Genomic DNA, 18769 nt, shown 5'->3' on the forward strand with positions numbered 1-18769 from the left:
CTAACAAGGCGCTTAACTCGTTCCCTTCGGTCACTGGGACAATAACACTGCGGTGCTACGCACTCTACCGCAGAGTTATTGCCCGTTAGCTTTGCGTTATAAGCCAGGAAGTTTCGAGTTATGAACTCTAAAAATAAAGTAGAAGTTGAAAACATCAATACGCCAGGCAAAACGACAAATGTCGATGCTGTAAAGTACAATGAGATGAAGGTTGCCTTCTTAAAATTGCTGCCAAACTCATCCCCAGGATTAACTCAGAAAGAAATCCAAGACCAAATCAAACCACTACTGTCGCAGGATATTTTTCCAGAGGGCAAAACATCTGGGTGGTGGGCTAAAACTGTACAATTGGATTTGGAAGCAAAAGGTGTCGTAAAAAGAGAGAGTACTAAACCTCTTAGGTGGTATCAGCCGTGACTTATAACGAGGCGCTTAACTCGTTCCCTTCGGTCACTGGGACAATAACACTGCAGTGCTACGCACTTTACCGCAGTGTTATTGCCCGTTAGCTTTGCGTTATGCGCTCTACATTTTTTATAAATCCAAGACTTAAAAGGAAATCCATTTCATGGAAGAAAACACAACAGGAAGATTCGATTACTTCAAGGTTATTGCTTTTGTTACGGCTATGGCTCCGTTGTTCACAATTGCTTTTTCGGCCTTCGAATACGTTTCAGTGGAAAACACTTATAAAAAGCAACTAGAATTCGAAAACTATCACTTCTTAATTTCTAAGTTTTCAAAGGAAGGTGTCACCTCGGAAAATGCGGCTGCAATAATTTACGAGTTAAAAAATTATCCACAATATTGCGAAATATCTTTAGAAATTTTAAGTACATTTGAAGCTGCTTGGACCGACAGCCTGCCTTTAAAGGCCATAAAATTAGTTAAACCGGAGCTGTCTAATGCTTGTCGTTAATAATTCTGAAACCGAGCGCATAACACATATGAGCCCCCAGCCTGTCAATAACCAAAGAATGTCCTTTGATCACTTTTTGAAGATCAATCTGATTCCTAGTATCAGGTTTGTTTACTTCGTCTGTCATGGTCGATATTAAGCAGGTTGCTTACGTCAAACACATATAAAGGCTCTTAATGTTGCACTTTTCAGGTCCTTCTGATGGGCAACGGCACTAGACATTCATCGGTTAACCTTTCTCTGTCCTATTCAAAACGTGTTGGCTGCTAAAGTTCCAGTTAGAGCGAGGCTCAGTAAAGGTGTAAGCAAAATCTGATAAAAAGGTATGTTGCGCGACAATGGCATGTCTAATCAAACGCATGTGGTTAAGGCGTGTTTGGTATAGTTATCGAAGCTGCTAAAGGCAGATTGATGTGCGATAACAAGATACTCGCCATTTCCCAGTTAGACGATGAAGCTCATGCCATTGCGCGACTTACCCGTTTAAAAACTTGTCTTCATTAAATACCTGTTGGTTTTTTAGCATAAAATAAACACAGCGGCCTATTTTGTGCGCTAAAGCTGACAGTGCTTTAGCTTTGCTCATTCGTTTTTGGAGAGTTTCAAGGTAACGCTTGGCTTTATCGTTGCCTTTTAAATACAGAACGGCGGCTTCGCTGAATGCCCATTTCAAATGCGCATTGCCTATTTTGTTGCCCTGAGTACCGTAGGTTTTACCGGCCGACTCTGCTTTGCATTTAACCAGTCGTGCGTAAGATGCAAATTGCTGAACGCGACCGAAGCGTTGTATATCACCTACTTCATACAAGATAGTCAGCGCAAGTATTTTACCAATGCCAGGAAAGGACTTTAGAATATGGAAGTCGCTTCCCTTGTGATATTGCGCTTTGAGCTTCACGTAATGCTCGATTTTATAAATTTCATGCACCATGGTATCGATGATGTTGAGATTTAAGTCCATACTCTTTTGCACAGCCTCATCAGGAAAGAAGTGGTGCATTTGTTGTCTGGCAGGTGAGTTTTGGAGGTTTAATCGTGTTTCAGGCGCAGGCAGATTATACTGGCTAACGGTGCTGGACACATGAGCCTTGAGTTGAGCACTCATGCGCATGATGTGGGTGCGTCTTCTTAATGCATCTCTGATAGAACGATGCTCTTTGGGATAAGCATGAGCAAGAGGGAAGTTACCTCCGCGCATGAGTTTAGCGATTTTCAGCGCATCGATTCTATCGTTTTTAGTTTTACCTGCATGAATGGCTTTCATGTAAAGTGCATGGCCGAGAATAAAGTCAATGTTGTGCTGTTCGCAAAAATCCGATACCCAATACCAACAGTGCATGCATTCAACACCTACTACTACCGCTCCAAGATAAGGTTGTAGTAGCGTTAATAGCTTTTCGGGTGAATCACTTATTTTCTCATGCACTAACACATTGTTTTCATTGTCAATAATGCAGACATAGAGCAAGCGCGTGTGTAAATCGATTCCACAATAGTAGGGATGTGTATTAGTATAGAAATTCATTGAGTTTTCTCCGTTGGTTTGGTCGCTTATTAGGATAAACTCTGTTTATGCTAATTAGGAGGAGGCTCAATGAGTATCAAACGCTTCAAGCGGATAAAAACAAAGAGCAATTTTTACCGCTTAAGCGGGTGGTATATACCTCAAGAAAAGTTAAACACAGGAAGTTTAAATGAGCATTGATGCACGAACAGTTTTTGAAGCGTTGGAATCTTCCGGTAAAGAAGGTATAGGCGTGATTACGCTTGCCTTAGAAACAGGTTACAGTCAATCAGACATACGAAGATTCTTTAAAAACCACAAACAGTACTGCGTCCCATTAAACGGAGAAACTAAGTATAAACTCAGTCAATTTACTGAAACACGAGGTTCCGTTGATAAAATGGTGGCGGAAATCGAAGGGCAAAAAGCCAATGACCGTGTATATAGAGCTTTTGGCTATGGACTAATTGTCGGATTGTTTATCGCTAATATTGGCACTTTTGTAGAGTTGTTATTTTGAGGGCGGTACATAACAAAGCATTCAAGCGAACAAAAATAAAGAGCAATTTTTGCCGCTTAATGCGGTGTTAGCTTCCCTTCAAATTTATCTTGCTGCTTTATCAAAATAGGTATAAATTTTATACCTATGAAGAGTTTTGAATATGATGAACAGAAAAGTATATCCAACTTATCAAAGCACGGTATCGATTTTGAGGATGCTCAAAAGCTATGGATGGACGATTATCACATTGAAGTGAAGGTGCAGTTTGTTAAGGAACCGAGATATATCGTTGTTGGTCTTATTGATGACAAATTTTGGACCGCAGTGATAACGTATCGTAATGAAGTGATACGCATTATTTCGGTGCGACGCTCAAGAAAGGCAGAGGTGGCGCTTTATGAAAGCTAGTGAATTCGACAAGAAGTTTGACGACAATAAAGACGACATTATAGATGACTTAGATTTATCTACTTTGCGTCGACCCAATCAACCGCTTAAACGTGTAAATGTAGATTTTCCTAGCTGGATGGTCAAATCTCTTGACAGGGAAGCCTCAAGAATTGGTGTTACTCGCCAATCAATCATTAAGGTCTGGTTAGCCGAGAGATTAGAGGCTGGGGAAGCTAACAAAAACATGAAGACGGACCATTTACAAGAGCGGTAAATGACCGCTTATGTAAGTTGTCAAGTGCCATGAGATTACTTCAACTCATTTTTCTTTTTGTGCTTTTATCTGGCTGTAAATCTGCAACTGGTCCATGCGAAACCGATTTATCACAGCTAATGAAAGTTGCCGAGTTGCCAGAGAACCTAGAGTCAAAATATAAAGATGATACTAAGGGCTGGTACAAGTACGAGAGTGGTGATTTCTTCTACTGTAAAAGTTTGGAAAGTGAGAGTGTCTGCGGCAATGTCTTTGAACTATCTTTTCTCCAAAAAGACGGTTCTTATAAAACAGAAGAAATTTTATGTATGAGATAGTATTTATGGCACCTAACAAATCAAATAAACCGGATGCGCATAAACGTTTGCACATTTCGTAATAATAAAGGGCGCACCGGTTATTTGGTGTGTTAACTATGCTAAGAGGTAAATAATGGACTATTACGTTTACGTAGGTGCGCTATTCTTGATTGCCGTAAATATCGCGGTATCCGTTTTTTGCTTAAAGCGAGATGATTTAAATCAATTTCAAAAATTGAGTCAGACATCGATTGTGTGGCTAATACCAATTCTCGGCGCAATTCTTGTTTATGCAGTCAACTCGAACAGCGATAATACTTGCCAGAGTCTGGATGGGAGTTTATCTCCAACAGGTGAACATTCCAGTGCAGCAACAGGCAACTCATCTTCTTTCAGCGGTGATGGCGGTGGTAGTGATTAGCCAGATAGTTAACAGAAGCATAAAGCGGATTTTGGCAAGAGCGCTCAAAACCGCTTATGCAAAGTGTTAGGCAGCCGGAGTACTAGATTGCGTGAGTCAGCTTTTTAAAGTCATTTTTTTACTATTCATGGTTCTAGTTTTTGCGTTTGGCACATTTGTCTACGTTTTCATGAGGGGCGTCCCTTTTATAGAGGGCGATAATAGAGTTTTCGAGGGAGAGGCTTACGGATTCAGTATTGGAATGTCAAAACATGAGGCTTTTGACGTTGTACTCGCTAGTTACAACCAAAGAAATTATTTCCTGCGCACGTCCTGGCTCAAGCAATCTGAAGAGCACGAATTACTTGAGCTTTTTCAAAATACAGATCTTACGAGATATACTGCTAGCAGATACGCCGAACACATAACCCCAATTTCTCAGCTCAACTACTTGGAGCTTCCTTTTGAGGTAACGTCGAGGTGGGATATAAAAATGCCAGCAGATTGGGTAAACACAATTTATCTTGAGTTTGATGGCGGTAGGCTCGTAAGAATACAAAAAAGTAGATGGTTGTTCGAGAGGCCATGAGGGTAAAGCTGCCATACAAACGCATATTGGCAGTCGCTGTCGCTCCTTCGGACATTTTGTATGAAAGTTAGTCGTTCTGATAAAATGGTATTTAAATTTTTGACGTTTTGGGATGCCAAGGGAGCTTGGGTAACACTTTTCATTTTCATTGGTTCTTTTTTTTCGTATCTCTTTTTGGTAATTATCCTCAATGGAAACGAGATGCCTACGATGAGGCGTTGAGAAATTTTTTCGACCCATTGCTAGATAATGTTACTTACACCAGAATGCAAGTAGGTGATAATTCAATAAAGTTGTTTTTTTCCTATTCAGATGGAAGCGACTTATCCAAAGTAGACTTTGAAAGAGCTAATAAGCAAGAGATTGTTAAAGCTTGGAAAATTGATATTTTAAACTTGGTTTGTGTTCACGATGATTTCTGGGCTGAACTTAAAATGGGTAGAAGTATCGAAATTGACCTTAAAGATGGTGATTCATTGAATGGGAAAGGGCACTTAACTAATATGAGGATTTATGAAGAACGGTGTTAAGCCATACAAGAAAATTAAAGCGGACACTGCCAAGAGCGGGCAGCGCCGCTTAATTTGGTGTTATATTTTCTTGAGCGATAGTTGATATTTTGAATGAAAAAATCAGAGGAAGCTATTAAAGAGTCGATCGTTTTTAGATTTAAGTTTTCTTCGCAGACATTGATGAAAAGCGCTTTCTCCAGACTTCATGAGAGGGTTGAATACGCTGAAATGAAGATTAAACGTGAAGCAGAAAATTATTTTGTCCTATCTGTTACTAGAGTGATGCGGGTAAACGAAATTGAAATTGAGAAAGCAAAAACAGACCTAAGCGAAGATGTCAGAGGTTTTGGAGGTCATTTTCTAGATTGGAAGTTTCATAAGATTTATATTGATGGCGCTTTGCAGAATAAGGAAATTAGACCTATTACTAAGTTGTTGCATATATTGACGCCTGCAGGTGATGCGCGAACTTTTAGGAAATACAGAGTTCCAGTCTTTACGTTCGTATCAATACTCATTTTTTTGGCTATTTTGGAGATGCTCTTCGATGTGCAAATATAACAAAAACATAAACCGGACGTTGGCAAGAGCGGCCAACGCCGGTTATGTAAGTTGTTAGGTGCTTTGTGGGCTCTGACTATTACCTGACTGGTTACGTTTATTTTATTCAAGCGGGTGAAGAATCCGCAGTGAAGATCGGCAGCACGATTGAACATGTTGAAAAGCGAAGGTTAGCACTTCAAACTTCAAATCATCACGATCTAAAAGTTATTGGACTTATTGATATTAGAAAAGAATCCGGGAAAAACGAGCTTGACCGAATTCAATACAGTGCACTTGCTCGAAAGCGTGAAACACAAATTCAGTCTCATTTTGAGAAAGATAAGATTAGAGGTGAATGGTTTAATCTATCCAAAGAACTTAGGGATTATATTTTTAAACACTCGAATGCACTATGAATGATCATGCACCTAACAAAACACTTATGTCGGTCGCAAGCGCTCCCTAGGACACACAATTTGTTGAGCAATTTGCATTTTGCTTCGCTACATTTTTGCATATTACTCAACAAATCGTGCGCCGCATAGTGTGGCGTTAGGCCGCACTAGGTTGTTTTGTGTTGCGCACCACGCTACAATAAATTCATGATCAAATCATTTAAGCATAAAGGCCTCAAGTTGTTTTACGAAAAAGGTAAAACAGCAGGCATTCAAACTCATCATGCAAAAAAGCTTCGCATGCAACTTGCTACTATAGATACTGCTAATGAAATTGACGATGTCAATATTGCCGGCTTTTCTTTGCATAGATTGAAAGGTGAGCGTTCCAATATTTGGTCTATATCTGTGAATGAAAATTGGAGAGTAACATTTGAGTTCAAGGTCGGTAATGCTTACATTCTTAATTATGAGGATTATTACTAATGAACATGTATAACCCACCACACCCTGGTGAATTTATAGAATCGGTCTATCTAGAGCCTTTTGGTATTAGTTGCCGAACTCTAGCAACTCATCTCGGCGTAGCTGCTTCAACTTTGAGCCGAATAGTCAAAGGTAAGAGTGCAATAAGTCCAGAAATGGCTTTAAGATTATCTAAAACACTCGGAAGAACACCAGAAAGTTGGTTAAGTATGCAAGACAATTATGGCTAGCGAAACAGCGCTTAGATTTGAATACAGTTCAACGACTAGATTTAAATGCAGCCTAACAAAAATTTTGAAGACGGATGTTTGCGAAGAGCGCGCGCCCACCGCTTATTCAGGCGTTGAGACTGTAGAATTAATCATTTTCTAGCCTAATATTATGACGTTTCTGGTCGTTGTTTGTTATTGGAAATAACATGGTTTTAGCATGTCATATCTTGAGTTCAAGGGTGGTATTCATTTGAATGCGTTAGTGAGTATTCATATATAGGTTTAATGAAGAGATGTGTCGTCAAACGAGGGCGTGTTTACCCCTCACAGCACATGCCCTCTAAGCTTTTCAATATTATGCACTAAACAGAACATTAGCCATTGCGCATTGACCTTGGTCTGGCCTCGCAAGGTAAAGTAGTCCATCTTCTTTTGTTTCGTGATGTTGGCAAACACTGGCTCAATACAGCCTAATCGTTTGCTGTATTCTCGCCGGCCTTGTTTGCTATCCATTTTGTCTTTCATGATTTGAATAAGTGAAGCGGCCTTGGTTGGTTTACCCAAAGCAGGAAAGGTGACTTGCCGTCCGCGCTCTTTGGGTGGGTTGCGCATGCATTGTGATTGCACCGGGCAAGTGCGACAGTCTTTTAAATACCCATGGAAGGTAAGATAGCGTTGGTCGTTATTGGTGTGAGGCTTTCTAGAAGTGAGCCACATGACATTTCCGGCGAGGCAGACGCACATTAATGCTTGCCGATTAAAGTGAAAGTCTCCGCGGCTAAAGAGTTTAGGCTTGTCATACCCTCGTTTTCTACGTTTAGTGGTTTGATACGCATGGTAAGTCTGGCTGTTTTGAAACAGCGGATTACGCGAGCGAAACCCGGTATCAGCGATGTAACTATCAATGCCTTGCTCAGCTAAGTATGTCAGATTATCTTTGCTATGAAAGCCGCTGTCAGCTGAGAATTTAGCCTGTAGGAGGCTGTCATCCTTGCCAATGTGACTAAGCTGCTGCTGAAGTTGTTTGATGGCTGGTTGCAGTGTTTGCTGCTCATTCACCGCACCCCATGCTTTTGCTTGGACAATGATTTGATGCTTATCGTCACTGATGGCCACACCGTTGTAACCTTGAATGGTTCCTTTGTTGGTCAACATCTTCGCACTGTCGTTATCGGTGATATTACTTTTAATCGGTTTTTTATTGGTGGCCAGACGCTCATGATTAGCGTCATTGTCTAAAAAGGCTTCAATGCGCTGCGCGGTGTCATCTAAAGTTTGTTTGTGCTTAGCTTCTCTTGCGGGTAACTCCTCTCCTTTTACATCTTGGGCAATATGATGCGCCAGTATTCGTTGGCTAGCACGGCGAAGGCGTATCGCTTTACGGGCAAGTTCATCATGCGTGCCGCTGTGCTCCTTACTAGCATTTGACGAAATTTTGCAGCCATCAATCGCAAACATATGGTGGCCGATTAATTGCTGTTGCTCGCAAATCATCAGCACTTGAGTGAATAGCGGTTCGATTTGAGTGTGCATGTTAGCGACGAAATTGGCGATGGACGTAAAGTGCGGTTGAGTATCGCCACTGAGCGCCATGAGTGTGATATTAGTTTGGCAGGCTTTGGCAATACGCAAGCTAGAAATCATACCGTGGGCATAGGCAAACAAAATGATTTTAAGCATAACAGCTGGTGAATACGCGGCGGCCCCTTTGTGCTCATTGCTATAAAGCGAATCGAAAGGTCGCAAGTCTAAATGATGATTCACAATGTGGTTGAGCGCGTATTCAAAGGTGCCTGGAATGATTTGTTCGCTGAAATCAACGGGGATGAATGCAGACTGACAAGATAAATCGGGTTTGAAGTTTGGCATCGCATTATTTCATTACGAATGACCATAATTAGATCACGATCAGATCTAGCGTTCAAGGTTTTAATCGCCACAATTTAGATATAGACTGGTGATATGGATAATTAAGGTGGGGCTGGATAAATTCTACAGTCTCGTTATACGCCATAGGGATTTAGCATTTTATGGATTATTTGCAGCAGGTCGGAGCCGCTATTTCTATGCTATTAGGCTCATTGGCCATTTTTTCCCCTTCGACTACCGAGAAATTTGTTTCTATCAAGGGGGATGGAAAATTGGGTAATTCGGAAATTAGAGCTACTTATGGTGGCTTTTTCGTCGGAATCGCAGCATACGCTTTATATAGCCAACAAGATGTTGCATTTATTGCACTAGGTGTAGGTTGGATCGGGGCTGCAATAGTACGGGCTGGTACATTAATATTTGGCTACTATAGTCACAAAAATTTTGCAGGCGTTTTGTTTGAAATGTTTATAGGTATCTTATGTCTATTTGGCATCTTAGGCGCTTAACTCGCTCCCTTCGGTCACTGGGACACAAACGCAGCGCGCCTCCGGCATTATAGCGCTGCATTTGTGCCCGTTAGCTTTGCGTTAGGTTTACTAGCTCAGATGATTGAACAAACAAAATTGACCGCATTTCTGTCAGGGATACCGATGGGCGTACTAGTTGTTTTGTCCGACAGTTTTGAAGTGTCTGAAACAAACGAGCAAATGTTTACTCAACTACATATGACTATATTAATCTTGGTCTATTTTTTCTTGTCGATGTTTATTTTCGTTTTGAGTGCTACCTCATTTAAGCGGCGTCTAGAGTACCCTGCATCATCACTATTTTCTGATACAAAGATGTTCATTAAACATCATCTTTCAATCATGAGAAGTGACCTAGTACAACTTATGTTGTATTTTACAGGGGCTGTTTTAGGGGGAGTGGTGATTGGCACGTCAACCTAACAAAACACTGAAGCCAGTCGCTGTCGCTCCTTCGGACAGGTTGTATTGGCTAAAATCAGATGTAAATGTACGTATAACAGAGTGTTGAAGCGGACAAAAATAAAAAGCGGTTTTCGCCGCTTAACGCGGTGTAAGGCATCATGAAAACGATTCTTTACTATTTGGGACTCGCTGCATTATTCACGCACGAATTAGATGCCGTTTTAAATATGGAGTGGCGTCTATTATTTCATCTTCGCGTGCTTCCAGATGCGGCGGCAAGCAGCATTTTTATTGCATTGCACTTACCTCTTTTTTTCGCATTTTTCTATTTCGGTCACCATAAAATACTAAAAATCAGAGAAAGGTTTAGGCTAATCGTTGCTGTCTTTTTGGTTATTCATAGCGGTTTGCATTTTAACCTCTCAGACCACGAGCTTTATCAATTCAATAGCATTATTTCCAACGCATATATTTATGGTGCGGCACTATGTGGGCTTGCATTTATAATATTGTCTTGGATACATCGAAGGGAGAATGATGCCTAACGAAGGCCCGATGGCAGTCGCTGGCAGGACTTCGGACACACAATTTGTTGTGCAATTTGCATTTCGCTACGTTACATTATTATAAATTGCACAACAAATCATGTGCCGCATGGGCCGGTGTAAGGCATTGGAGGAAACATGGAAAGTTTTAATAAAAACGCGAACACACTTTTAATATCTGCCGGAGCTTCAATAGGGCTGGTAGGCTATGGCTTGTATATCTTTCTGCTCAGTTTTGAAGAAATTTTCCTAAACTTTGAAACGCAATTTCCTTTGTGGTTGGCGTGGGTATTGCCTACTTTTCGGTTCTGGCCATTTCTCGCAATAGTGTATTTAGTTCTTTTTGCCATTTCGTTCACAACGACGTTTAAAGAGTCTTTATCTTTTAATAAATTGTCGGTACGCCTATCGGTTGTCGGGTTTGCTTTGTCGCTTTTGCTGGTAGTATTTGCCGTACTTACCGTCTATTGGCCATTAGTGGAAAATGCCTAACAGGCGCTCAAGGGGACAATTATATGGAGCGGCGTTGCCTAGCACCATGTAATCGGCCCTTAGCTTCACGTTATTCTTCCAGAGGTTGATTTCAACCTAAGACATAACTACACTGTAGTTATGGACAATTATGATTTTTATTGGGATGCAGAGAAAGCTATCGCAAACTCTAAGACACACGGGGTTAGTTTTGATGAAGCTAAGACTGTTTTTTCTGATGTTTTAGCGAGGTTAATTCCTGATCCCGATAGCTCACACGGAGAGGAGCGTTTCATTATATTAGGCGAGAGCATTGCTAATCGTTTATTGATTGTTTGTCATTGTTATCGTGATAAGGGTGGTGTGATAAGACTTATCTCAGCCCGTAAAGCAGACAAACGTGAACGTAAACTCTACAAGGAGATTCCTCGTGCGTGAACATTATGACTTTTCTAATTCAATCCCTAACCCATATGTTAAAAAGACTAAGAAGCAAATTACAATTAGGCTAGATCAAGATGTGATTGGCTACTTTAAGAAGTTGTCTGAGAAAAATGGAATACCCTATCAGAACCTTATAAATTTGTACTTGAAAGACTGTGCTGAGTCAAAAAAAGAGCCGCGCGTAGATTGGCAGTGAAGGATAACAAGTCAATCAAGACGGACGTTCGCAAAGACCGTGATCAGCGCTCTTTGAGGTGTCATAAGTAAACAAGGAGAATGTGTGAAATATCTACTATTTTTATTTTTATCACTTATCTTAGCTGGTTGTGGAGTTACTGGTACCGCAAGTAAAAATGAGTTTCCATTGTTAACGAACGCTCCTGCATTTAGCGCTAATGTAAATTCTGTTTCGATAATTATTGATGAAAAAACGGCTGACAATGAATCGTATGGGGCTTTTAACTGGGGTAGCTTTGATACAGCTGACAAAAATACTATTCAGCAATCAATCTTTAATACTCTAAACAAAAATACGTCAAACGTATCAAAAAAAGCTAAAGTACATGCTAAAATTCACCGTTATTCACAAGTAATTACAAATGCTAGTTACGCAAGTTTTGTAATCGTTGACTGGTGTTTAGAAGCAAACGGTGAAATTATTCTAGATGAGGTGTTTTATGCCGGTCACAGCGATGAACTAAATATATTTACTGGTAAAACATTGGGCTGGGCAAAAGGCCAAACTCACAAAGCCATCTCAAGTCGTATCATAAATCAGGTTATTCAATCGTTATCAGATCCTTCTCTTACAAACGCTTATCCCGAAAATCATGTATTTCTGAATTCTAAAGATGCGGTGGCAGCGCTACCTTCACAACTTACTTCGGTTGGCAGTGCAGGCTTCTCAGGTGGAATGTATTACTATGTTGGGTCAACTACAGGTCATACTAATTTTAGTCAAAAATCAATTTATCAAAAGGTGAACTGGCATCAAGAAATTCAGTAAGTGCAAGTTACGTATAACAAACGCCTATAGAACGGATGCAAAACGCTCGGCTTGAACTTTTTCCTCGCTATTTTTGGCCAAGAAATTTTTACCGCTTAACAAAGTGCTAGCAACAAGGAGGAAACGTTGGGAAAACCTGATTTTTCGACCTACACAATTGAAGAGCTAATGGACTGCAAACAGACTATTGATAAAGAAAGGTGGCCAGAACGTTACCAAGAAATTCTGAATGCAATTGCCTTACGTGTAAAAGACCCTGAAAAAAAGAAGTCTCATGACGAATTAGTTTTTATCCAGTTTTGCGAAGAGTTAAAAGATGACCTAGAAATAGCAATCGACGATAATATTTGGTCTTTTTTGGGGTTGTTTTCTAAGCAAGCTAGAACTAGCCTGCCTAGCACTTTCGAAGGTGAGATATGTCCAGTTTGCTCTGGCAGTTTAGACATCTACGAAAAGCTAAGTTTTTGGAATCTATCCTGCTATAGCTGCGACTTGCATTATGCTATTCAAGAAAGACCAAACTCATAGTGGGCATTGCACCTAACGAGACCTTAGGTGCTTATGGAAAAGGCGAATCAAATGAGACTATATTTGATTATATTTTTGTGTTTTAGTTTTTCGGGTTGCCCGTCAGTTTAGCCTTATATACCTCAAGGAAATTAATGATAAGAATTGTTATTTTTGGTAACTCAGGTTCCGGTAAATCCACGCTGGCAGCCAAATTGTCTCGGGAAAGTGCGCTTGCACACCTCGACCTAGATACTCTAGCTTGGGAGCCAGTGTCACCACCTGTTCGTTGTACGCTTGCAAAATCACGTGAAGCTATTAATTATTTTACGGATAACAACGAAAACTGGATAATCGAAGGCTGTTATTCGGATTTGTTAGAATTTGTTTTGAAAAAGGCAACAAAGGTTATCTACCTTTGTCTTCCAATCGAGCATTGTGTTGAAAACGCAAAATCAAGGCAGTGGGAGCCTCATAAATACGAATCAAAAGAAGCTCAAGATGCTAATTTAAACATGTTAATTACTTGGATAAGGCAGTACGAAAGCCGAAACGATACTTTTAGTAAAACAGCACATGAACAACTATTCAATCAATTTAATGGGCCAAAAGTCAGGTTCTCTTCGAATGAACAGCTTGCATAAAAAGTGCTTAACTTACTCATTTAATGTGCCTAGACACGAACGCAATGCGTGGCTTTGCCAATCATCGCATCATGTTCGTGCTCGCTAGCTTAGGTGCTTATCAGGAACTCCTATGCTCATACAGCCATCAGTAAAGTTAGAAAGCAGCTACAGAGATTACATCAAAGAATTGGGGAGTGAAGAACGCTATCCGTACCCAATGGATTTGGACTTTTCGGATTTTCCTGCTTTTGTTCAACTGTTAACTGATTATTCATACGGTAAGAATCTACCCAGTTCTTTGGTGCCTAATACAACGTTTTGGCTCGTGGAAAACGAAGAAATTATCGGCTGTTCGCATCTACGACATATGTTAAACAAATCGCTCTGGCACGCTGGCGGTCACATTGGTCTTGGTGTTAGGCCTAGTTTTAGGGGAAAAGGCATTGGGAAGCGTCTTTTAGCGCTTACGATAAAAAAAGCGCAAGCGATGGGTATCTCTGATATTCATATTCATTGTTATCAAAGCAATGAGGCTTCTAAAACGCTTATTGCATCTTCTGGTGCTGTATTACATTCGTCGGTAGGTGAAAACGACAGCGATGAGCGAGTGCTCAGATTCGTGTTAAACACTCATTAGGAAGGAAATTTAATGGTTCAAGTCAGTATAGAAACGGAAAAAGAAACCGATATCCGCCTCAGAAATGTTATCAAGGAGGCTGATTTTAGAGTCTATGCTGGCACGTATTGCTTTGAAGAATTTACATCTGCCGAACTAACACAGAGAATGGATGGTAATGCCCTTGCATTGATAAGAGACAATGACGCTTGGAGCCAATTAGTCCCATCAACTAATGGTTCAAATGAATTATTCACTATCTTTTCATTTCACTTCGACAATGCATCAGACAATAGCGGCTTTGTTGGCTGGTTAGCTTCTCTGCTAAAAAAGGAATTGGGCACTGGGGTGTTTGTCACGTGCGGTCAAAATTCAAATCGTGGAGGAATTTTTGATTACTGGGGTTGTCCTGCTCATCTTGGCCAGCGTGCAGTTTCTGTCATTCAAGGTCTCATTGAAGGGCGAGCATAACAAGCCACTGGCGCACATCACCTACTGGCGCTGTGTTGCTTGCATTCCCAAGGCCATGCTTTACTCTGCTAAATCGTTAGCCTTGTACTGCAGGCTGTTACATTTAAGGAAGAACACAGTTCGGCGTTAAGACTACAGGCCACCTTAAGGAAAAGTTATGGATAATAGAGATGAATTGATACGCTTTACTAAAAAGGGAATTGGATTTCCGCTGGCAGGCTTGCTTGTAATTACCCTGCTTACGTTATTCGTGCTTTTTTTGCCACAGCGGCAGGCTCTCATTTGGGGGATAGTGGCAACCGGCAGTACGTTTCCAATAGCATTTTTCATCTCAAAAATATTCGATGTTAATCCATTTGCTAAATTGCCGCCGCTGTCAGATTTAGGCGCTATTCTGGCCTTAGCTCAATTTTTATATTGGCCTGTGCTGATAATGGTGTTGCAACTCAATCCTGATTGGTTTCCTTTTGTTTTCGCAGTGCTATTTGGTTCTCATTTTATTCCCTATGGTTGGCTATATAAGAGCACAGCATATTATTTTATAGGTTTTAGTATGCCGGCTTTAGGGTGCTTAATGGCGTTAGGGGGAAGTGAATTTTCGTACCTTTATACCTTTGCGTCACTCATTCCTGTATATGCAATAAGCTGTGGTTTGCTGTTTAAAGAAATTCAACTTATAAAGAAGTAGTGACATTCAGTTACTGCAAGCAAGATGAATAAATCGGAATTTGTAAGTGCCGCCAGAAAGTCACTGCAAGCCACAATAAAAGCGGCAGATGCGCAGAGCATTACCTGCTACCATAAAATATTTTAGTTCCTAGATTGGAGAAGGTGATTGATTACTTGCTATTTAAAGTATGTAGTAGACCCGCACAAGTTGGGCGAATTTGAACACTATGCAAAGCTTTGGATCCCTCTGGTAAATAAGTATGGCGGTACACATCATGGTTACTTTATGCCCGCCGAGGGGGCAAATAATATTGCTTTAGCGCTTTTCTCATTTGCTGACTTAGCGTCATATGAGGTGTATCGAACGCGTTCAATGAGCGACGAGCAGTGCATCGCTGCATTCGATTATGCAAAACAAACGCGTTGTATCGTAAGCTATGAGCGTAGTTTCTTTCGCCCTATCTTCGAATAAACATTCCTATCGAGCAGATAGGCCATAATTAATCGAGGCAGCATGAAGTTTTCTAATTGTATGAGGCTCGCCCTTTATTCTGCATTAATTGCAACGCTCTTAGCGTTGGTTACCTTTACGTTAAGTTGGAATTTTTATGATTACTGGGGCGGGCCAATATTTGGCTATGGCGTAATATTGTTTCCCGGTAATTTGTCATTGGTGTATTTTTGGCATCCCTTGTTTTCTGAAGAAATTGATTTAATTCCTAAGCTTTTAATGATTTTAACTGGTCAGTTTGTGCTTGTTTATGCAATTATGTTTTGCGCAATAAAACTCAAAACTTGGTTGAATGCAAAGTACGGTTAATCCTTCTAGCAAATAGCAACTTTTAACTAATAATAAACGCAAGCCACTTGGAAATAACACATGAATATTAATGCAACGCTCTTTGGCCAGATCGCCATCGTACTGGCCATTTTTTTCGCGGTCGTAGGGTATTTTCTCGGGCGACGGAAGAGTAAGTCGCCAGTATTGGTATCTTTTTGTGGTTTTTTATGTGGCTTTTTCCCGCCTTTTGGACTTGTGTTTTTGTTGGTGTTGCTATTACGAAAAGACATACCGAAAAATGAAGAGAGTGCATAGCTATTTAGTGAAATATTAAATGTAAGGAGCTATTGAATGCGGCATCTAAAACTGAATTACGTAGAATTTCCTGCGAGTAATATAAGCGCAACAAAGCGTTTCTTTGAGACCGCTTTTGCTTGGACATTTACCGATTATGGAAGCGATTACACAGCTTTTTCAGATCAGGGACTAGACGGCGGATTTTATAAGTCTGAGTTGCAAGCAAAGGCAGCAACGGGCTCTGCTTTGTTGGTGTTAAAGACAGATGATCTTGAAGCTAGCTTGGAAACGGTAAAGTCCGCAGGAGGGCTTATTTCGACCGATATATTTTCGTTCCCAGGCGGCCGTCGTTTTCACTTTATTGAGCCAAGCGGCAATGAATTTGCAGTTTGGACACTTGAGCAGTCAGCATAGGGCTCAAAAATTATGACGCATAAAACACAGTCACCTAAAACACAGTCACCTAAAACACAGTCACCTAAAACAGCTCAGCCTAAAACGCCCAAAACCCTTTCCACCAAAGTCCGCATTATCATAGGTCTACTTTCTTTACCCTCTTTAATTCTAACCGCAATGCTGATAAAAACCGCCATGAATGATATGTGGGACACCGTAGGTGCCTTTGAGGTCGTATATGCAGCGGTAGGGCTGTTTGCTGCCTTTATATCGCTCACTGGAAAGCGATATTTTTGAACTTTACTGTCGATATCACATAAAAAGATGTACTGATGCTATGGTTATCAACGCATGCTGTAGCTTAATTTCTTAAGAATAATCAAGGCAGTATTTATGGCAAAAAGCACAGAGCAAAAGCGAGAGCGTAAGCTATATCTATTAAAACTAGCCTTTCCGCTTATTATTGCGATAGTAGCTTTGCTCATCTACAACTTTTCTAGCAGTGCAAGCTATCAGGCGCTTGCGCAGGAAATTCGCAACGAAATGTTTGCCGAGCCAAATGTCAATGCGCTGCTTATTACCTATCGATACAACGATGGACTCATGGAGCTAACGGTCAACGCGGGTGGCTTAACTGGGGAGCTGGCATCTTATCGTGCCGAAGCCCTAGCCTATTTGTGTACATCGCCTCTTTTGGCTAAGGCCTTGGAACAGTCTGAGACCATAGAGCTTAGCCTTACGGCCGGTGAGCGGAAATTTGATAAATACCTGCTCATACAGGCAAACAAGCAGATTTGTCAGGGCATGATGTAGGGTTCATACTGGCGCAAAATCCACATCCCACAAAACGATTTTTATAAGCACGCATGCATTTAACGATTTTTTGGACATTTCTCAAGCTGGGTTGCACGTCATTTGGCGGCCCCATCGCACATCTGATGTATTTCCGCACCACCTTTGTCCAGAAACTAGCGTGGTTAACAGAGCAAGAATATGCCAGTTTAGTTGCGCTATGTCAGAGTTTGCCAGGACCGGCGAGCAGCCAAGTCGGCTTTGGCATCGGGGTTAAGCAAGGAGGCATTGCTGGCGGTATAGTTGCGTTTTTGGCATTTACCTTGCCATCGGTCATCTTACTCATCGTGTTTGCGCACTACCTGTATTTATTTGACTCAAATTATGGACAAGCCGCTTTAGGTGGACTTGCAATTTTAGCCTTTGCGGTGGTGTTGCAAGGCGTTTTGGGGATGGGAAAGACGTTTTGTTCGAGCGCACCAACATATGCCATTTCACTCTTTACGTTTATTGCTGTGTTGCTTATGCAAAGCGCACTGATGCAACTTGCTGTAATAGCGCTGGGTGCTTTTGTAAACGCAGTGTTGAATGCTCTACCATATAAATGGTCTGGCAGCGTTTCATCATCACCCACTAGCACGGGTCCTGAAAAAACATCCGAAGAGCACTTAAATCCTTTACTTACAAATAAGCCAAGTCATGGTTTGAGCGTTTGCTGGGTGCTGCTCTTTGCGGGCTTATTTGTAGCATTGCCATTTATATCGACCTTAGCCAATGACTATTATCGTGCTGGCGCGCTTGTTTTTGGCGGCGGTCATGTGGTGCTGCCGCTGCTTGAGCAGATAGCTGTTGCAACTGGTTCGATATCGCAAGCCGACTTTTTAGCTGGTTATGGCGCAACCCAAGCAGTGCCCGGTCCGATGTTTTCGTTTGCCGCGTATCTCGGGTTTTTAGAGGGCGGGTCAGAGCAATTAGCTAAAGCATCTCTTGATGGTGCGCTTGCAAGCGCTGCTATAGCCAGTATGTTTATATTTTTGCCGGGTTTTTTATTGGTGCTTGCATTGCTGCCTTATTGGAAAACATTGAATCGATATCAAACTTTTCGTTCGGCGCTTAGCGGCGCTAACGCTGCGGTCGTAGGATTATTAGCGGCCGCGCTTTACGACCCGATATTTGTTCATGCCATACGTTCAGCTAGCGACTTAGCCATCGCAGCATTAGCGTTTGCATGTTTGATGCGCTTCAAATTGCCGGTTTTATGGGTGGTGTTAGGATGTATTGCTGCTAAGATGCTCGTGGCGGCGCTCGGCTAATGGATG

31 protein-coding genes and 1 pseudogene are annotated in these 18769 nt (G+C 41.2%); 30 read left to right on the forward strand and 2 right to left on the reverse strand.

Annotation, left to right across the window (positions count from 1 at the left end; genetic code table 11):
- The first annotated feature begins 120 nt into the window (after window positions 1–120).
- Together ACFO4O_RS15620 and ACFO4O_RS15625 are read left to right on the forward strand one after the other, a co-directional pair.
- On the forward strand, window positions 121–417 hold the full coding sequence (locus ACFO4O_RS15620; protein WP_382410203.1) for a DUF6958 family protein: 297 nt from the start codon (window positions 121–123) through the stop codon (window positions 415–417).
- 151 nt (window positions 418–568) lie between these two features.
- Window positions 569–919, forward strand: a complete 351-nt coding sequence (locus tag ACFO4O_RS15625; protein WP_382410205.1) for a hypothetical protein — start codon at window positions 569–571, stop codon at window positions 917–919.
- A gap of 475 nt (window positions 920–1394) precedes the next feature.
- Here the strand turns inward: ACFO4O_RS15625 and ACFO4O_RS15630 are convergent, their stop codons facing one another.
- Window positions 1395–2444 carry an IS110 family RNA-guided transposase gene (locus ACFO4O_RS15630; RefSeq protein WP_382410207.1) on the reverse strand — a complete coding sequence of 350 codons (1050 nt, stop codon included), beginning with the start codon at window positions 2442–2444 and terminating at the stop codon, window positions 1395–1397.
- Between the two features lie 169 nt (window positions 2445–2613).
- On the opposite strand from ACFO4O_RS15630, the gene ACFO4O_RS15635 reads away from it, so the two are divergent.
- The 10 genes and pseudogenes from ACFO4O_RS15635 to ACFO4O_RS15680 all read left to right on the forward strand — a co-directional run bounded on the left by ACFO4O_RS15635 (window position 2614) and on the right by ACFO4O_RS15680 (window position 7099).
- Window positions 2614–2943, forward strand: coding sequence for a hypothetical protein (locus ACFO4O_RS15635; RefSeq protein ID WP_382410208.1), 330 nt, complete (start codon window positions 2614–2616; stop codon window positions 2941–2943).
- Window positions 2944–3069: 126 nt separating this feature from the next.
- Window positions 3070–3333, forward strand: coding sequence for a BrnT family toxin (locus ACFO4O_RS15640; protein ID WP_382410210.1), 264 nt, complete (start codon window positions 3070–3072; stop codon window positions 3331–3333).
- Window positions 3323–3589, forward strand: a complete 267-nt coding sequence (brnA, locus tag ACFO4O_RS15645) for a type II toxin-antitoxin system BrnA family antitoxin (protein WP_382410212.1) — start codon at window positions 3323–3325, stop codon at window positions 3587–3589. Before ACFO4O_RS15640 ends, brnA begins: the two co-directional genes overlap by 11 nt.
- 29 nt (window positions 3590–3618) lie before the next feature.
- Window positions 3619–3906 carry a hypothetical protein gene (locus ACFO4O_RS15650; RefSeq protein WP_382410214.1) on the forward strand — a complete coding sequence of 96 codons (288 nt, stop codon included), beginning with the start codon at window positions 3619–3621 and terminating at the stop codon, window positions 3904–3906.
- 115 nt (window positions 3907–4021) lie between these two features.
- Window positions 4022–4309: a hypothetical protein gene (locus ACFO4O_RS15655; protein WP_382410216.1), complete on the forward strand. Its 288-nt coding sequence runs from the start codon at window positions 4022–4024 to the stop codon at window positions 4307–4309.
- A 693-nt stretch (window positions 4310–5002) separates the two neighbouring features.
- A complete protein-coding gene (locus tag ACFO4O_RS15660; RefSeq protein WP_382410218.1) occupies window positions 5003–5407 on the forward strand; it encodes a hypothetical protein in 405 nt (134 codons plus the stop codon).
- Between the two features lie 93 nt (window positions 5408–5500).
- Window positions 5501–5950, forward strand: coding sequence for a hypothetical protein (locus ACFO4O_RS15665; RefSeq protein ID WP_382410220.1), 450 nt, complete (start codon window positions 5501–5503; stop codon window positions 5948–5950).
- Between the two features lie 65 nt (window positions 5951–6015).
- Window positions 6016–6348 (forward strand): GIY-YIG nuclease family protein, encoded by a 333-nt coding sequence (locus ACFO4O_RS15670; protein ID WP_382410222.1) that lies wholly within the window; start codon window positions 6016–6018, stop codon window positions 6346–6348.
- A 186-nt stretch (window positions 6349–6534) separates the two neighbouring features.
- Window positions 6535–6813 (forward strand): type II toxin-antitoxin system RelE/ParE family toxin, encoded by a 279-nt coding sequence (locus ACFO4O_RS15675; RefSeq protein WP_382410224.1) that lies wholly within the window; start codon window positions 6535–6537, stop codon window positions 6811–6813.
- Window positions 6813–7099, forward strand: a pseudogene (locus ACFO4O_RS15680) (HigA family addiction module antitoxin). The gene ACFO4O_RS15675 and the pseudogene ACFO4O_RS15680 overlap by 1 nt, the downstream one beginning before the upstream one ends.
- A 250-nt stretch (window positions 7100–7349) precedes the next feature.
- Here the strand turns inward: ACFO4O_RS15680 and ACFO4O_RS15685 are convergent.
- Window positions 7350–8894, reverse strand: a complete 1545-nt coding sequence (locus ACFO4O_RS15685) for a transposase (RefSeq protein ID WP_382410226.1) — start codon at window positions 8892–8894, stop codon at window positions 7350–7352.
- Window positions 8895–9055: 161 nt separating this feature from the next.
- On the opposite strand from ACFO4O_RS15685, the gene ACFO4O_RS15690 reads away from it, so the two are divergent.
- The 18 genes from ACFO4O_RS15690 (at window position 9056) to chrA (ending at window position 18763) form a co-directional block, all read left to right on the forward strand.
- A complete protein-coding gene (locus ACFO4O_RS15690; RefSeq protein ID WP_382410228.1) occupies window positions 9056–9403 on the forward strand; it encodes a hypothetical protein in 348 nt (115 codons plus the stop codon).
- 584 nt (window positions 9404–9987) lie between these two features.
- Window positions 9988–10374, forward strand: a complete 387-nt coding sequence (locus tag ACFO4O_RS15695) for a DUF6713 family protein (protein ID WP_382410230.1) — start codon at window positions 9988–9990, stop codon at window positions 10372–10374.
- A gap of 138 nt (window positions 10375–10512) precedes the next feature.
- Complete coding sequence (locus ACFO4O_RS15700; protein ID WP_382410232.1) at window positions 10513–10866, forward strand: hypothetical protein; 354 nt, start codon at window positions 10513–10515, stop codon at window positions 10864–10866.
- A 120-nt stretch (window positions 10867–10986) separates the two neighbouring features.
- Window positions 10987–11283 carry a BrnT family toxin gene (locus ACFO4O_RS15705; RefSeq protein ID WP_382410234.1) on the forward strand — a complete coding sequence of 99 codons (297 nt, stop codon included), beginning with the start codon at window positions 10987–10989 and terminating at the stop codon, window positions 11281–11283.
- Complete coding sequence (locus ACFO4O_RS15710; RefSeq protein WP_382410236.1) at window positions 11276–11485, forward strand: BrnA antitoxin family protein; 210 nt, start codon at window positions 11276–11278, stop codon at window positions 11483–11485. The genes ACFO4O_RS15705 and ACFO4O_RS15710 overlap by 8 nt, the downstream gene beginning before the upstream one ends.
- Before the next feature lie 84 nt (window positions 11486–11569).
- Entirely contained in the window at window positions 11570–12295 is a 726-nt protein-coding gene (locus tag ACFO4O_RS15715; RefSeq protein WP_382410238.1) for a hypothetical protein, read from the forward strand.
- A gap of 126 nt (window positions 12296–12421) precedes the next feature.
- Window positions 12422–12823, forward strand: coding sequence for a hypothetical protein (locus ACFO4O_RS15720; protein ID WP_382410240.1), 402 nt, complete (start codon window positions 12422–12424; stop codon window positions 12821–12823).
- A 134-nt stretch (window positions 12824–12957) separates the two neighbouring features.
- Complete coding sequence (locus ACFO4O_RS15725; protein ID WP_382410242.1) at window positions 12958–13446, forward strand: AAA family ATPase; 489 nt, start codon at window positions 12958–12960, stop codon at window positions 13444–13446.
- Window positions 13447–13558: 112 nt separating this feature from the next.
- The gene (locus tag ACFO4O_RS15730; protein WP_382410244.1) at window positions 13559–14065 is read left to right on the forward strand and encodes a GNAT family N-acetyltransferase; all 507 of its coding nucleotides are present in this window, start codon (window positions 13559–13561) and stop codon (window positions 14063–14065) included.
- Between the two features lie 12 nt (window positions 14066–14077).
- A complete protein-coding gene (locus ACFO4O_RS15735) occupies window positions 14078–14515 on the forward strand; it encodes a DUF6196 family protein (protein ID WP_382410246.1) in 438 nt (145 codons plus the stop codon).
- A 157-nt stretch (window positions 14516–14672) separates the two neighbouring features.
- Window positions 14673–15203: a DUF7010 family protein gene (locus ACFO4O_RS15740; RefSeq protein WP_382410248.1), complete on the forward strand. Its 531-nt coding sequence runs from the start codon at window positions 14673–14675 to the stop codon at window positions 15201–15203.
- A 147-nt stretch (window positions 15204–15350) separates the two neighbouring features.
- Window positions 15351–15656: an NIPSNAP family protein gene (locus ACFO4O_RS15745; protein ID WP_382410250.1), complete on the forward strand. Its 306-nt coding sequence runs from the start codon at window positions 15351–15353 to the stop codon at window positions 15654–15656.
- Between the two features lie 42 nt (window positions 15657–15698).
- Entirely contained in the window at window positions 15699–16004 is a 306-nt protein-coding gene (locus tag ACFO4O_RS15750; protein ID WP_382410252.1) for a hypothetical protein, read from the forward strand.
- A gap of 60 nt (window positions 16005–16064) precedes the next feature.
- A complete protein-coding gene (locus ACFO4O_RS15755; RefSeq protein WP_382410254.1) occupies window positions 16065–16280 on the forward strand; it encodes a hypothetical protein in 216 nt (71 codons plus the stop codon).
- 36 nt (window positions 16281–16316) lie between these two features.
- Window positions 16317–16676, forward strand: coding sequence for a VOC family protein (locus tag ACFO4O_RS15760; protein ID WP_382410256.1), 360 nt, complete (start codon window positions 16317–16319; stop codon window positions 16674–16676).
- Window positions 16677–16688: 12 nt separating this feature from the next.
- The gene (locus ACFO4O_RS15765) at window positions 16689–16955 is read left to right on the forward strand and encodes a hypothetical protein (protein WP_382410258.1); all 267 of its coding nucleotides are present in this window, start codon (window positions 16689–16691) and stop codon (window positions 16953–16955) included.
- 96 nt (window positions 16956–17051) lie between these two features.
- Window positions 17052–17471 carry a hypothetical protein gene (locus ACFO4O_RS15770; RefSeq protein WP_382410259.1) on the forward strand — a complete coding sequence of 140 codons (420 nt, stop codon included), beginning with the start codon at window positions 17052–17054 and terminating at the stop codon, window positions 17469–17471.
- A 53-nt stretch (window positions 17472–17524) separates the two neighbouring features.
- Window positions 17525–18763, forward strand: coding sequence for a chromate efflux transporter (gene chrA / locus ACFO4O_RS15775; RefSeq protein ID WP_382410261.1), 1239 nt, complete (start codon window positions 17525–17527; stop codon window positions 18761–18763).
- The last annotated feature ends 6 nt before the right edge of the window (window positions 18764–18769 follow it).

This window comes from Glaciecola siphonariae (genome assembly GCF_042652645.1).
GTDB lineage: Bacteria > Pseudomonadota > Gammaproteobacteria > Enterobacterales > Alteromonadaceae > Glaciecola > Glaciecola siphonariae.

What these genes read in the sequence shown, in the direction of transcription:
- ACFO4O_RS15620 (WP_382410203.1), top strand. Translation starts at nt 121, where the DNA reads ATGAACTCTAAAAATAAAGTAGAAGTTGAAAACATCAATACGCCAGGC.
- ACFO4O_RS15625 (WP_382410205.1), top strand. Translation starts at nt 569, where the DNA reads ATGGAAGAAAACACAACAGGAAGATTCGATTACTTCAAGGTTATTGCT.
- ACFO4O_RS15630 (WP_382410207.1), bottom strand. Translation starts at nt 2,444, where the DNA reads ATGAATTTCTATACTAATACACATCCCTACTATTGTGGAATCGATTTA.
- ACFO4O_RS15635 (WP_382410208.1), top strand. Translation starts at nt 2,614, where the DNA reads ATGAGCATTGATGCACGAACAGTTTTTGAAGCGTTGGAATCTTCCGGT.
- ACFO4O_RS15640 (WP_382410210.1), top strand. Translation starts at nt 3,070, where the DNA reads ATGAAGAGTTTTGAATATGATGAACAGAAAAGTATATCCAACTTATCA.
- brnA (WP_382410212.1), top strand. Translation starts at nt 3,323, where the DNA reads ATGAAAGCTAGTGAATTCGACAAGAAGTTTGACGACAATAAAGACGAC.
- ACFO4O_RS15650 (WP_382410214.1), top strand. Translation starts at nt 3,619, where the DNA reads ATGAGATTACTTCAACTCATTTTTCTTTTTGTGCTTTTATCTGGCTGT.
- ACFO4O_RS15655 (WP_382410216.1), top strand. Translation starts at nt 4,022, where the DNA reads ATGGACTATTACGTTTACGTAGGTGCGCTATTCTTGATTGCCGTAAAT.
- ACFO4O_RS15665 (WP_382410220.1), top strand. Translation starts at nt 5,501, where the DNA reads ATGAAAAAATCAGAGGAAGCTATTAAAGAGTCGATCGTTTTTAGATTT.
- ACFO4O_RS15675 (WP_382410224.1), top strand. Translation starts at nt 6,535, where the DNA reads ATGATCAAATCATTTAAGCATAAAGGCCTCAAGTTGTTTTACGAAAAA.
- ACFO4O_RS15685 (WP_382410226.1), bottom strand. Translation starts at nt 8,894, where the DNA reads ATGCCAAACTTCAAACCCGATTTATCTTGTCAGTCTGCATTCATCCCC.
- ACFO4O_RS15690 (WP_382410228.1), top strand. Translation starts at nt 9,056, where the DNA reads ATGGATTATTTGCAGCAGGTCGGAGCCGCTATTTCTATGCTATTAGGC.
- ACFO4O_RS15695 (WP_382410230.1), top strand. Translation starts at nt 9,988, where the DNA reads ATGAAAACGATTCTTTACTATTTGGGACTCGCTGCATTATTCACGCAC.
- ACFO4O_RS15700 (WP_382410232.1), top strand. Translation starts at nt 10,513, where the DNA reads ATGGAAAGTTTTAATAAAAACGCGAACACACTTTTAATATCTGCCGGA.
- ACFO4O_RS15705 (WP_382410234.1), top strand. Translation starts at nt 10,987, where the DNA reads ATGGACAATTATGATTTTTATTGGGATGCAGAGAAAGCTATCGCAAAC.
- ACFO4O_RS15725 (WP_382410242.1), top strand. Translation starts at nt 12,958, where the DNA reads ATGATAAGAATTGTTATTTTTGGTAACTCAGGTTCCGGTAAATCCACG.
- ACFO4O_RS15730 (WP_382410244.1), top strand. Translation starts at nt 13,559, where the DNA reads ATGCTCATACAGCCATCAGTAAAGTTAGAAAGCAGCTACAGAGATTAC.
- ACFO4O_RS15735 (WP_382410246.1), top strand. Translation starts at nt 14,078, where the DNA reads ATGGTTCAAGTCAGTATAGAAACGGAAAAAGAAACCGATATCCGCCTC.
- ACFO4O_RS15740 (WP_382410248.1), top strand. Translation starts at nt 14,673, where the DNA reads ATGGATAATAGAGATGAATTGATACGCTTTACTAAAAAGGGAATTGGA.
- ACFO4O_RS15750 (WP_382410252.1), top strand. Translation starts at nt 15,699, where the DNA reads ATGAAGTTTTCTAATTGTATGAGGCTCGCCCTTTATTCTGCATTAATT.
- ACFO4O_RS15755 (WP_382410254.1), top strand. Translation starts at nt 16,065, where the DNA reads ATGAATATTAATGCAACGCTCTTTGGCCAGATCGCCATCGTACTGGCC.
- ACFO4O_RS15760 (WP_382410256.1), top strand. Translation starts at nt 16,317, where the DNA reads ATGCGGCATCTAAAACTGAATTACGTAGAATTTCCTGCGAGTAATATA.
- ACFO4O_RS15765 (WP_382410258.1), top strand. Translation starts at nt 16,689, where the DNA reads ATGACGCATAAAACACAGTCACCTAAAACACAGTCACCTAAAACACAG.
- ACFO4O_RS15770 (WP_382410259.1), top strand. Translation starts at nt 17,052, where the DNA reads ATGGCAAAAAGCACAGAGCAAAAGCGAGAGCGTAAGCTATATCTATTA.
- chrA (WP_382410261.1), top strand. Translation starts at nt 17,525, where the DNA reads ATGCATTTAACGATTTTTTGGACATTTCTCAAGCTGGGTTGCACGTCA.